Source organism: Salinicoccus sesuvii, from assembly GCF_042648145.1.
In the GTDB taxonomy this organism is placed as follows: domain Bacteria; phylum Bacillota; class Bacilli; order Staphylococcales; family Salinicoccaceae; genus Salinicoccus; species Salinicoccus sesuvii.
In genome coordinates this window covers 347,883-359,681 of the sequence record NZ_JBHRWV010000001.1, presented here as the reverse complement: position 1 = coordinate 359,681, position 11,799 = coordinate 347,883, and the positions used below count along the sequence as shown (strand labels likewise).

The 11,799-nt window shown below is 43.8% G+C and carries 11 protein-coding genes; all 11 read right to left on the bottom strand.

The window, feature by feature from the left end; translation table 11 throughout:
• Nucleotides 1-48 precede the first annotated feature (48 nt).
• A complete protein-coding gene (locus ACFOJ8_RS01775; protein ID WP_380651842.1) occupies nucleotides 49-1,110 on the bottom strand; it encodes a tartrate dehydrogenase in 1,062 nt (353 codons plus the stop codon).
• A gap of 26 nt (nucleotides 1,111-1,136) precedes the next feature.
• The gene (locus tag ACFOJ8_RS01770) at nucleotides 1,137-2,567 is read right to left on the bottom strand and encodes an SLC13 family permease (RefSeq protein WP_380651840.1); all 1,431 of its coding nucleotides are present in this window, start codon (nucleotides 2,565-2,567) and stop codon (nucleotides 1,137-1,139) included.
• A gap of 69 nt (nucleotides 2,568-2,636) precedes the next feature.
• A complete protein-coding gene (locus ACFOJ8_RS01765) occupies nucleotides 2,637-4,709 on the bottom strand; it encodes a TRAP transporter permease (protein ID WP_380651837.1) in 2,073 nt (690 codons plus the stop codon).
• A gap of 66 nt (nucleotides 4,710-4,775) precedes the next feature.
• Nucleotides 4,776-5,810 (bottom strand): TAXI family TRAP transporter solute-binding subunit, encoded by a 1,035-nt coding sequence (locus ACFOJ8_RS01760; RefSeq protein ID WP_380651834.1) that lies wholly within the window; start codon nucleotides 5,808-5,810, stop codon nucleotides 4,776-4,778.
• A gap of 24 nt (nucleotides 5,811-5,834) precedes the next feature.
• Complete coding sequence (locus tag ACFOJ8_RS01755) at nucleotides 5,835-7,031, bottom strand: acyl-CoA dehydrogenase family protein (protein ID WP_380651831.1); 1,197 nt, start codon at nucleotides 7,029-7,031, stop codon at nucleotides 5,835-5,837.
• A 13-nt stretch (nucleotides 7,032-7,044) separates the two neighbouring features.
• A complete protein-coding gene (locus tag ACFOJ8_RS01750) occupies nucleotides 7,045-7,605 on the bottom strand; it encodes a Fe-S-containing hydro-lyase (protein WP_380651828.1) in 561 nt (186 codons plus the stop codon).
• An 11-nt stretch (nucleotides 7,606-7,616) separates the two neighbouring features.
• A complete protein-coding gene (locus tag ACFOJ8_RS01745) occupies nucleotides 7,617-8,459 on the bottom strand; it encodes a fumarate hydratase (RefSeq protein WP_380651825.1) in 843 nt (280 codons plus the stop codon).
• 12 nt (nucleotides 8,460-8,471) lie between these two features.
• Nucleotides 8,472-8,996 (bottom strand): MaoC family dehydratase, encoded by a 525-nt coding sequence (locus ACFOJ8_RS01740; RefSeq protein ID WP_380651822.1) that lies wholly within the window; start codon nucleotides 8,994-8,996, stop codon nucleotides 8,472-8,474.
• Between the two features lie 10 nt (nucleotides 8,997-9,006).
• Nucleotides 9,007-10,164, bottom strand: a complete 1,158-nt coding sequence (locus ACFOJ8_RS01735) for a CaiB/BaiF CoA transferase family protein (protein WP_380651819.1) — start codon at nucleotides 10,162-10,164, stop codon at nucleotides 9,007-9,009.
• A gap of 29 nt (nucleotides 10,165-10,193) precedes the next feature.
• On the bottom strand, nucleotides 10,194-11,036 hold the full coding sequence (locus tag ACFOJ8_RS01730; RefSeq protein WP_380651816.1) for an HpcH/HpaI aldolase/citrate lyase family protein: 843 nt from the start codon (nucleotides 11,034-11,036) through the stop codon (nucleotides 10,194-10,196).
• Between the two features lie 100 nt (nucleotides 11,037-11,136).
• Nucleotides 11,137-11,793, bottom strand: coding sequence for a GntR family transcriptional regulator (locus tag ACFOJ8_RS01725; RefSeq protein WP_380651813.1), 657 nt, complete (start codon nucleotides 11,791-11,793; stop codon nucleotides 11,137-11,139).
• Nucleotides 11,794-11,799 lie beyond the last annotated feature (6 nt).

Here is an 11,799-nt window from a genome sequence, read left to right as displayed (position 1 = left end):
TGGAAGATAAAAAACGGCCGATTTACATCGACCGTTTCTACTTATCATTTATGCTTTTGACTTCAACTTCCTAATCAGTGCCTCCACGACTTCGTCGGTCTGCTTGTCTCCACCCACATCAGGTGTCAGGAATCCTTCCGCCGTGACTTGCTCCATCGTATCCAGAAGAAGATTGCCCATTGCTACTTCCCCATGATGATCGAGCAGCAACTTTGCGGTCCATATCTGGCCGATTGGATTGGCAATCCCTTTTCCGACGATATCAGGCGCTGAGCCGTGCACAGGTTCAAACATGGAAGGATGCTTGCCGTTTAAATTAAGGTTGGCAGAAGGTGCGATACCGATGCTACCCATGATGCCGGCTCCAATATCTGTTAGCACATCGCCGAACAGATTGCTTGCAACTATGACGTCGTAGCGCTCAGGGTGGGTTACAAACGTCGCAGCCAGTGCATCGATATGCTGGGAAACTGTATCAATCCCTTCATACTCCGTTGCTGTTTCCTTGAATACTTCATCCCAAAAAGGCATGGAGTGGAAGATGCCGTTCGACTTTGTAGCGCTCGTCACATGACGTCTACGCGACTCTGCCAGTTTAAAAGCATGATCCATCGCTTGCTTAGTTGCACGTTTGGAAAACACATTGTTCTGGATGGCAATCTCATTATCACCATGATACATCCTGCCACCTACCGAACTATATTCCCCTTCACTATTCTCACGTACAACGACGAGATCAAAATCTTTTGGATTGAGAAGTGGCGATTGTATGCCTTTGAAGACTTTTGCCGGACGCACATTGATTTCGAGCTCGAACTCACGTCTGATCTTGAGCAGTAGCCCCCATAGGGAGATATGATCCGGCACTTTCGTCGCATCTCCAACGGCACCGAGGAATATACCGTCTGACGCCCTGAGACGATCCATCCCATCCGCTGCCATCATGTCGCCATGCTTCAGGTAATAGTCGCAACCATAGTCAAAATGTTCATATTCAAATGATAGTCCGCCATGGATATCCGCAATCGTATCGAGAACTCGTAAGGCACGCGGTACGACTTCAACACCAATACCGTCCCCTGGTACTACAGCAAGCTTGATTTTCTTCATATAAATCCTCCTGTTGTTCTAGCTATTTAAGGCCAAAAATCGATCCATCTCCAGTAAGTATACGCGATGACAATCATAATTACGATACTCGCAAGCGTCAGCCAGAACCCAGGCCACAGAAAATCCTTCTGACTGACCTGCCCGGTGCCATGTACTACAACGTTCGGCATCGTCTCGACGACAAGTAGGAATCCGAGCAACATTGCGATGGCAGAAGTGACAACGATGACCACCGGGTCGATGCCCGCCTGCACCGACAGGCTAATCAACACAGGCATCAATGTGATGACTGCAGTTGAGACATTGGTCACACCAAGGTGGTAGACTTGTGACAAAATAATGGTGATTGGAATGGCGAGCCATGGGTTGCTGAATATATCAAGCACAAACTGAGGGGAAATTAAAACTTCGAGTAGATCGATTGCACCAGATTCTATTAATGAATAGCCAAGGGAGAGCGTCGCACCGATAAGCAGTACGATGCCGAAGTTAATATCGAGCATCTTCTTCCAATCGGCAAAACCTGTAAAAGGCAGTGACATCAGTACAACAGCAAGCAAGGCACCGAATGTAGGATGGTAGCCATGCCAAGATTCCGTGAACCATATCAGAATTGTAATCATCAGAATCACTGTACATTTCTTCTCATCCAGTGTCAGGCGACCGAGGGAGTCGTACTTGTTTTTCATGTTGGTCTGCAACTTCTCAAAAGAATACACTTCGGGCGGGTAACATTTCCACACAATGTACATTGTAGCCAGCACGAGCAGCAGCCATACAGGCCCAGCGTAAATAAACCATTGGAGGTAAGATATCGAAACACCTACGTATAACCGCAGAATCTCGACAGCAAGAATATTACCGATGGCGGCTGTCAGAACAACAACACCACTGACACTGCCACCAAAAGCCGCACCGATATACATCAGTTTGTTGAAGTTTGAGCGTTTATCGACTCCCGTTTCCTCGATGATACTGCTGAGAATCGGGATCATGAGTGATGCCCGGACAGCTGTTGCAGGAATAAAGAAGGCCTGTATCTGCATAAGGATAAAAAAGCCAGTGTAGATGCCTTTGGCTGACCTGCCCATACGTGCGAGCAGAAAATAGGTCATCCTCTTAACAAGAAGTGTTTCATTCACTCCGACTGCCATCATCATGCCACCGATGATAAGGAAGACGGCAGGCGAAGCAAACCCGCTTAGGATGACGTTCATTTCAGTACTCTTCATCACCATGAGCAATACTAGAATGATAATCGAAGTCAGATCAATCGGAATCGGAGCAAGTGCCCAGAGAACCAGTCCAAATAACATGATAGCAATCGTACTTCTCGCAGACCACGACACTGTTTCTGGTAACAGTACAAGGACAGCAAAGAACAGTACGATAGCTGAAATGAACACAGCAATCCGGTTCCATTTCAGTCGCCTATCTTTTTCATCTTTTTTTACCATCTGAACCATCCTTCACATAACGTTTAAAGTTACAAAGAAATGCAGCATAAAATGCTGCATTCCCACTTTTTATGTCATCTTTATCCGCTTACCACTTCTAGTAGTGTTCAAAGACTTCTTCTCTCTTTTTTTCGGCTTATCTTTATTTATATATTTCTGCATGAGCATAGCAACAACAATAAGTGCAATAGCCACTATATCGGTATAGAGACTAGAAAGCATCAGCATTATAGCTATTATAAGAAGCACACCACGTACGTACCATGGAGATAATTTTCTAAAGAACCACCCTTGAACAGCGGCAGAAAGGAAATAGACACCAACCAGTGCAGTGATAGTAGCAACTGCAATGCTTAAGGTACTGTCGCTCAGCAGCAGTAATTCCGGACTATAGAACATCATAAAGGGTACAATGAATGCAGCAAGACCAATTTTGAAAGCTTCTCCTGCCGTCTTCATTGGGTTAGTTCCCGTAATGCCAGCAGCTGCAAAGGCTGCAAGAGCTACTGGCGGGGTAATTGCAGAGATAACTGCATAATAGAAAACGAACATGTGGGCTAATATTGGCTCCATGCCTAGTCTTACGAGCCCCGGTGCTACTACCGATGCGGCAACAGCATAAGCTGCAGTCGTAGGCATACCCATTCCAAGTATAATAGATAGTATCATCGCAAAGATTAGGGCAATAAGCATGTTGCTGTCAGCAATAGTAAGTAACATCGTACTAAAACGCTGCCCAACTCCTGTCAATGCGATAACACCAACAATAATGCCAGCACATGCAACAATGGCAATTAGTTGTAACGCATTTTTCATTCCAAGTTCTAGTGCTTCTAATACCTTCTTAAAGCCCATACGCGTTTCTTTGTTGAACAAGCTGAGTACAAAACACGAGATAATACCGGCCGTCCCAGCAAAAATAACACTGTAACCACTGACGAGAAGCCCGATAAGAAGTAGAATTGGAATGAAAAGATATAACTTCTTGAGCAAGTACATCTTATCAGGAAGCATTTTTATTGGCAAACCTTTCAATCCTTCTTTAAGAGCTTGGAAATCGACCATGAAGTAAACAGAAACAAAGTAAAGTATCGCAGGTATCGTCGCAGCCAAAATGACTTCCGAGTAGGGAATACCAGTAATTTCTGCCATCAGGAATGCACCGGCGCCCATGATGGGTGGCAGTAGTTGCCCACCGGAAGAGGCAGTTGCTTCTGTTGCTGCAGCAAAACGTGCTCTGTATCCCGTCTTTTTCATTAGAGGTATAGTAAGTGAGCCTGTTGCAACAACGTTGCCGGCAGAAGTCCCATTGATCATTCCCATTAGACCGGAAGAGAAAATTGCAACCTTAGCAGGTCCTCCTCTCATCCAACCTGCAAGACGAAAAGCGACATCAATGAAATATTGCCCAACACCTGACATCTGTAGGAAGGCACCAAATATAATGAAAAGAATAATGTATTTTGATGAAACATCTGTTGTTACACCAAATACACCATCAAGTCCATAAATGTAGGTGATGAATCTTTCGAAAGAATATCCGTTGTGATTCAATATCCCAGGCAAGTAAGGTCCTGCAAATGAATAGACAATGAAAATACCTGCCAGAATAGGAAGTGTCCAACCACTCGTCCTTCGTGTAATTTCCAGTACAAGTAATATCCCTACTGTTGCTACAATTACATCGAGTGTAGATGGCGTCACTCCAAATCTAAACACTAGCGTTGATAGATTTGCAAATATATAGTAGCCAACAAATAATGCAGCACCTATCAAAATCCAATCTAGTATCGGTATCCTATTGGATTCAGTCCGCCACCCTTTGTAGAACATTAGTGTCAACACAGTTCCAAATAGGATGTGTGTGCTTCTGAACACCCATGGGTCAATAGGGTTGAAATTCAAAATATAAAGATGATACAGCGCACCTAATACAGCAATGATCATAAAAGTATAACGTTTCCAACCTGTAAAGCTTCGAGTTTTCGGAGAAACCTCCAAAGCATCTTCAATCACTTCTGTGTTCAGTTTCCCATCTTCTTCAACCTTGGGATCTTTTTCAAGCTCTCCTAAATCATTTTGGTCTCTGGGCGCTCTTCCCCCCTCATACTTCTTCTCTTCGTATAAGTCTTTTTTTGACATACCATCCCCCCTTTGGATGCTTCCTAATCTAAATCTTTAGATCAGGAAAACTGAAAATATAGAATACTATTCACTCTCTTCTTCCCATTCAGCAGGGTATACTTCTTCAGGAAGCTCTACACCGATTTCCTCATAATAGCGGATAGCACCTGGATGCATCGGATAGTCAGTATTGTTCAAGATTGTTTCAGGATCTTCAGATTCTTGGGCAGAATTATGTGTACTAATCATCTGGTCAATATTTTCGTGATACATTTTTACAAGATCATAAACGAAATCAGAGTTAGCTTCCTTTTGTACTACACCGAAGTTAAACTGAGCGATCGTCTCGATTGGTCCTTCCTGAGAGTCATAGGTGCCTTCTGGTATTGTAAATTCTTTGAAGTAAGGTAGTTCTTCTAAGATAGTATCGCGATTTGCACCTTCAATACCATAAATATTAATATCTGTTTGAGTCTCTGCTTCAACTACAGCAGAAATCGGTATACCTGCTGAAAAACCGATATGTTGGAGCTGACCATCGAGCATTTGCGACACCATATCACTTGCTCCAGCAGCTACCTGCTCCCCTGTTTCAACTCCAAGTGTTTCATAAATAATTGGGTTGTAAGTTCCTGGTGTACCACCCGCTGGACCTACACCGACACGTTCTCCTTCGTGCTCTTCAATGCTTGTAACACCAGTAGACTCTAACGAAAACCAGTTAAAAGGCGTATCGTACATCGGGAAAATTACACGGATATCTTGATATTCTTTTTCCGCCCACTCGCCTTCACCTGTATACCCTTCAAATAGTGGACCTTCAGTAACCATACCTAGCTGAACATCATCCGCATCTAGTAGTTGAATATTATGCACGGGACCACCTGTCACTTCCACATTGGAAGTGATATCAAGGTGCTCTTCAAGCATAGTTGCGAAACCACCGCCCCATATATAGTAAGTCCCCCCTTGAGAAGCTGTACCAATTGTCACGGTACTCGGGTATTCCTTCTCTTCAAAGTCAGCTTCCGCCTCCTCATTTCCTTCTTCGTTCCCATCACATGCAGCCATTACGCTAACTGTTAGAATAAGCACCATCATAAACCATAACTTTTTCATAACGTTATCCCCTTTGTTTGATATTTAATAAGATCTCGGCATACCCAACACGTGTTGTCCAATGTAAGAAAGAATCATATTATTATTCACTGGCGCTACCTGGTACATTCTCGTCTCTCTAAACTTTCTTTCTATGTCATACTCGTCCACAAAACCAATACCTCCGTAAGTATTAATTGCGACATTTGCCGCTTCCCAACTAGCTTCGCTAGATATCAGTTTGGCAGTATTGGCTTCTTCCCCACAATTTTCACCAGTATCAAATTTTTCTGCCGCTTTATATCTTAGTGCGTCGGCTGCTTTAATAGAAGCGTACGCTCTGGCAATTGGAAATTGGACCCCTTGATTCTCTCCGATTTTCCTATTAAAGACCTCCCTTTCATTTGCGTAACCAGTTGCTCTATCGATAAAGAAATAGCCATCTCCTATACTTTCTGAGGCGAGTAATATTCGCTCAGCATTCATACCATCAAGTACATACTTGAATCCTTGTCCCTCCTCACCTATAAGGCTATCAGTAGGTATTTTCATATCTTTGTACCATATCTTGTTCGTTGCGTAGCTGAACATAGTCCTTACTGGCTCGACTTCAAGAGACGCCGGTTGTTCTTTTCTAATTTCACGCAAATCCACCAGGAAAAGTGTCATACCTTGAGATTTCTTCTCTACTTTTTCGAGTGTCGTTGTACGAGCTAGGAGGAGGAGAAGGTCGGACTGCAGGATACGACTCGTCCAGTTCTTATGTCCATTGATAACATAACCGTCATTTGTCTTCTCCGCGAAGGTGGTGATTGCTGTTGTGTTAGATCCTGCCTCGGGCTCTGTAATCGAAAAAGCTTGCATACGTATTTCGCCACTTGCAATACCAGGCAGATATTTTTCCTTTTGCTCCTTGCTGCCGTGTCTCAGTAATGATCCCATTGTGTACATTTGAGCATGGCATGCAGCAGCATGTCCTCCCGCTCTGTGTATTTCTTCTAGGATTATCGTTGCTTCAGTGAGACCATATCCCCTACCACCATACTCGGAAGGGATCAGGACCGAAAGGTAGCCTTCTTCTGTCAATGCATCAACGAACTCTTGTGGATATCCTCTGTCTGGATCAAGTCGCCTCCAATATTCGTTACCGAATGAGTCACACAGCGCCCTTACTTTAAGACGCAGTTCCTCCCGTTCAGATTCATTTAAAGTGATCGTTTCAGTACCAATTAATTCACTCATTCTTGCATCCCCTTTATTGGTTTGATGATTCTCCGAACTGTTTGTGTGCTTCCTTGTACCAATCATTTCCGTGACTATCATTTATAACGATGCATGGAAAATCCACAACTTCCAACTTCCTGATTGCTTCTGTTCCGAGATCTTCATAGGCGACCACTTCGGAAGAGATAATCTTTTGGGCAAGTAGTGCCCCTGTTCCTCCAATTGCGGCCATATAGACGGCTGAATGCTTCTTTATTGATGCAACAATTTCCTCGCTTCTGTAGCCTTTCCCAATCATACCTTTCAAACCTTTTTCCATCAGTTTGGATGCATAGGCATCCATACGGCTGCTTGTTGTCGGACCGGCAGAACCGATGATAGCATCAGGCTTGTTCGGTGTCGGTCCGACATAGTAGATAACCTGGCCTTTCAGCCCAATAGGTAAAGATCCATATTTTTCTAGTTGTTCAACCATCCTCTTATGTGCCGCATCTCGCCCCGTATAAAGTGTTCCTGTCAACAACACCTGTTCGCCACTTCTCAAGTTCTCCACTGCTCCTGCTTCAAAAGGGACCTTCAATCTGGTGTTCATTCTTATCCTCCTCACATCGCAAAATGCTTATGTCGACTCGCATGGCAATTGAGATTTACAGCAATGGGCAATGCCGCAATGTGGCACGGTGCCGTTTCGACCTTGATATCTATTGCCGTTGTACTGCCCCCCATCCCCTGGGGTCCGATGCCGAGCTTATTAACTTCTATCATCAGTTCTTCTTCTAGATTGGCTAATTCAGAATTTTTATGTCTTTCACCGACAGGACGGAACAATGATTTTTTCGCAAGGTAGGGAGCAACTTCGAAATTACCTCCAATACCAATACCAATTACCAGTGGTGGGCAGGCATTTGGTCCCGCTTCACGAACGGTGTCCAGGATGAATTTCTTAACTCCTTCGATTCCGGCACTTGGAGTAAGCATCTTCATTGCGCTCATATTCTCTGCTCCCCCTCCCTTGGCAGACATCTGAACTTCAAAACCATCCCCTTCTACGAGTTCGACATGGATGACGGCGGGGGTGTTGTCTCCGGTATTTTTACGATTGAGGGGGTCATCCACTATGGAATATCTCAGATAACCTTCATCATAGCCTTTCTTGACCCCTTCATTAATAGCATTCTGCAAAGAACCTCCAGTAATATGACAATCCTGCCCAAGTTTTACTATAAATACTGATACACCGGTGTCCTGGCACATTGGCACCCTATTAGAAGTGGCGATATCTGCGTTTGCTATCAACTGGTTCAGAATAGATTTACCTGCCTCAGACTTCTCAGTCTTCATCGACTGCTTAAAGGCATTGACTACATCCTCTCCTAAGTCATAGTTTGCTTCCTGGCATATCCTAGCCACTTCGTCAACGATGTCCTGGTATTCTATCTCTTTCATCCTATACCTCCCTTACTGCTTCTTTTGGTGATTAAGCACTTTCTGTAAGAGTTCATCACCCCGCCTAGGCGCATTCTCCCTCTTATAGACCATCATCGTTCTTTTAAATGAGATGATCACCTCACCACGCTGGTTGTAACCAAAAGTTTTCACATTAACAATGCCAACATTGGGACGGGATTTTGATTCTCTAAGTCCTGTTACTTCCGAATAAGAGTAGATAGTGTCTCCTTCAAATACCGGATTCGGAAGAGTAATATCATCCCATCCGAGGTTTGCCATCGCATTCTGAGAAATGTCGGTAACCGACTGTCCGGTCACCAGTGCTAGTGTGAATGTAGAATCGACAAGCGGCTGTCCGAATTCTGTCTGCTGTGAATAGTAATCGTCAAAATGAATTGGATTCGTATTCTGAGTCAGTAATGTCATATAGATGTTGTCCGTTTTTGTGACCGTTCTACCGAGTGGATGAGAATATATGTCCCCTTCCGAAAAATCTTCATAGTACCTGCCTGTCCAACCTCGTTGAATACTCATGAATTCCCTCCTATTTATTGAATGTTTCAGACTTCAGTCCAAGTTCTTCTAAAATGATATCTGTATGCTCACCAAGCCCAGGTACCGGCTTCATCACCGCTTCGAAACCGTTCATAGTCACCGGGGGCACAAGCGCACTGATACGCCCCTCCGGTGTCTCCACATCCTTCCAGCGCTTTCTTGCCTTCAGCTGCGGATGGTCAAAGAAGTCCTTCATTGTATTAAGTCTTGCATTGGCAATTTTTGCATTTTCAACGCGTTCAATCACAGTTTCAGACACAAGTTCGGAAAAGCGTTCTTCGATTAATACTTTCAAAGCTTCTCTGTTTTCCGATCGCAGCGAATTCGTGTTAAATCGTGTATCGTTTTTAAGTCCCGGATCATCCAGCACTTTTTCACAGAAATGCGCCCACTCGCGTTCGTTCTGTAGACCAATGAAAACGGTCTTACCATCTCCGCAAATGAACGGTCCATAAGGATAAATGGTCGAATGACTTGCACCGGTACGTCTCGGTTCCTTATTGCTGTAAGCGGCATAGTATGCAGGATAACCCATCCATTCCCCAAGTGCTTCAAGCATGGAGATTTCTATAACCGTCCCCCGACCCGTCTTCATACGGTTCATCAAAGCAGTAAGTACTCCTGTGTAAGCATACATACCTGCTGCGATATCTGCGATGGATATTCCCGCCTTGGACGGTTCCTCTTCCGTGCCAGTAACTGATACCAGACCGGCTTCGCATTGGACTAACAAGTCGTAGGCTTTCTTCTGTTCATATGGCCCCCCCTTACCATAGCCTGAAAGATTGCAAACAATCAGTTCAGGGTATTCTTCAACTAATTCTTCAGGAACAAATCCCATACGTTCAAGAGCTCCAGGAGCCAGATTCTGTATCAGTACATCCGCTTTTCCGACTAACTTTGACAATACATTCTTTCCTTCGTCCGACTTAAGGTCCAGTGCAATCGACTCTTTCGAACGGTTGCACCATACAAAATGGCTCGACATACCATTTACAGTCGTATCGTATCCTCTGGCGAAATCACCCACATCAGGTCTCTCAACTTTTATTACTCTTGCTCCAAGATCCGCAAGCTGTCTTGTTGCGAAAGGAACAGCAATGGCCTGCTCTAAAGAGATGACTGTTATACCTTCCAGTGGTAGCATGAAACTCCTCCTTCTAATTTAGTAAGCGCTTACATTTTAAGAATTTTTTTAGCCCTTTCAGCTATAGGGGCATCTATCATCTTCCCATTCACTTGCAAAGCACCATCTCCGTCGTTGAATGATGTTTCATATGCTTCGACAATCTTTCTCGCTTCCTCGATTTCATAGTCCGTCGGGGCGAATATTTCATTGATTGTTTCCAGCTGCTTGGGGTGGATGACCAGTCTACCTTGGAATCCGAAGCCTCTGCTCCTGAGTGAAGCGGTTTTCAGACCTTCTGGATCATTGAAATCTGTATAGACCGAATCTATGGGTGGAGCAATGTCGGCAGCACTTGAAGCTGTTACGAGTATTGAGCGTGCATAGAGCAATGCATTGCCCTCATCTTTCGGGATACTAACATCAAGCATATAATCCTCAGCACCAAAAGCCAGCGCTTCAACGCGTTTAGTGGATTTTGCAATATCGACAACGTTCATGATACCCTTTCCTGTTTCAATCAGCGGGACAATACTAATTGATCCTATTGCTAGATTATTCGCTTTTTCGTAATTCCTGAGTAAAAAATCCGCTATCATCATTTCATCTTGTGTATTCACCTTCGGGATGACAATGCCGTCAGGAGCTGTACCTGCAAGTGTTGAGATATCATCGATGAAGAATGGACTATGAATATCATTTACACGTACAAAGTTTCTGCTTCCCGGCTTTGTTTGCCTAAGGGCTGCCTCCACCATCTCCCTTGCTTTCTTCTTATCTTTGGGAACAACACTGTCCTCGAGATCAAAGATGATTACATCGGCCTGAAGTTCATTTACTTTCTCCAGGAACTTCTTTTTATCACCAGGGATGAAAAGCCATGTACTATTCATTATGACCCTCCTCATTTTGGATATTGTAGATTGGATACAATTAAAGTGTAAAATAAATCAGATATGATGTAAATATAGTTTTTAGAATTTATTGATTTTTCTATTTATTTTCTTTTTGCTGCTTTAGAACTTCTATCAGATCTTTACGAGTCCGATCGATATGATTTGAAAGTTCACTTGCTGCCCTTTCCGCATCTTTACTTGAGATGGCTTTCAATATGACGCTATGCTCCCTATTGGACTTTTCAATCTGACCAGGAATGACATATGGTGTATCCTTAGCAATTCCATGTGATACTCTAGCCATCAGACTATGCACCCTCTTACTCTTGCAGCCACTAAAGGAGATGGCATGGAATCTTTTATTCAAGTCCACATATTCTTCTTTCTCGAATGTATTCAACATTTTCAAATGTAGATGCTGTAATTCCTCAAGTGCTTCATCTGTCAGATATGGAATGCTCTTTTTAAGAGCAAGAGATTCGAGCATTGTACGCAGTTCGTATATTTCATCGATATCATCGATGGTCAATTCATTAACTACGGCTCCCTTGTGTGGCTCAAGTGTTATCAATCCCTCCATTTCAAGCGTTTTTAAGGCCTCTCTAACAGGCATTCTGCTTACTCCCAATTGCTCCGCCAGTTCTGCTTGGACAAGGTGCTGTCCAGGGACCAGATCTCCCTTTAAGATCGCCTGTCTTAGAATAGTTGTTACAGAATTCGGAAGTACTTCTCTTTGTGCCATCTCAAGTTTCATAATGTT

Bases quoted from the DNA above. Each gene is read 5' to 3' on its own strand.
- ACFOJ8_RS01760 (WP_380651834.1), bottom strand. From the start codon at position 5,810: ATGAAAAAGTTATGGTTTATGATGGTGCTTATTCTAACAGTTAGCGTA.
- ACFOJ8_RS01770 (WP_380651840.1), bottom strand. From the start codon at position 2,567: ATGGTAAAAAAAGATGAAAAAGATAGGCGACTGAAATGGAACCGGATT.
- ACFOJ8_RS01755 (WP_380651831.1), bottom strand. From the start codon at position 7,031: ATGAGTGAATTAATTGGTACTGAAACGATCACTTTAAATGAATCTGAA.
- ACFOJ8_RS01775 (WP_380651842.1), bottom strand. From the start codon at position 1,110: ATGAAGAAAATCAAGCTTGCTGTAGTACCAGGGGACGGTATTGGTGTT.
- ACFOJ8_RS01765 (WP_380651837.1), bottom strand. From the start codon at position 4,709: ATGTCAAAAAAAGACTTATACGAAGAGAAGAAGTATGAGGGGGGAAGA.
- ACFOJ8_RS01745 (WP_380651825.1), bottom strand. From the start codon at position 8,459: ATGAAAGAGATAGAATACCAGGACATCGTTGACGAAGTGGCTAGGATA.
- ACFOJ8_RS01740 (WP_380651822.1), bottom strand. From the start codon at position 8,996: ATGAGTATTCAACGAGGTTGGACAGGCAGGTACTATGAAGATTTTTCG.
- ACFOJ8_RS01725 (WP_380651813.1), bottom strand. From the start codon at position 11,793: ATGAAACTTGAGATGGCACAAAGAGAAGTACTTCCGAATTCTGTAACA.
- ACFOJ8_RS01735 (WP_380651819.1), bottom strand. From the start codon at position 10,164: ATGCTACCACTGGAAGGTATAACAGTCATCTCTTTAGAGCAGGCCATT.
- ACFOJ8_RS01730 (WP_380651816.1), bottom strand. From the start codon at position 11,036: ATGAATAGTACATGGCTTTTCATCCCTGGTGATAAAAAGAAGTTCCTG.
- ACFOJ8_RS01750 (WP_380651828.1), bottom strand. From the start codon at position 7,605: ATGAACACCAGATTGAAGGTCCCTTTTGAAGCAGGAGCAGTGGAGAAC.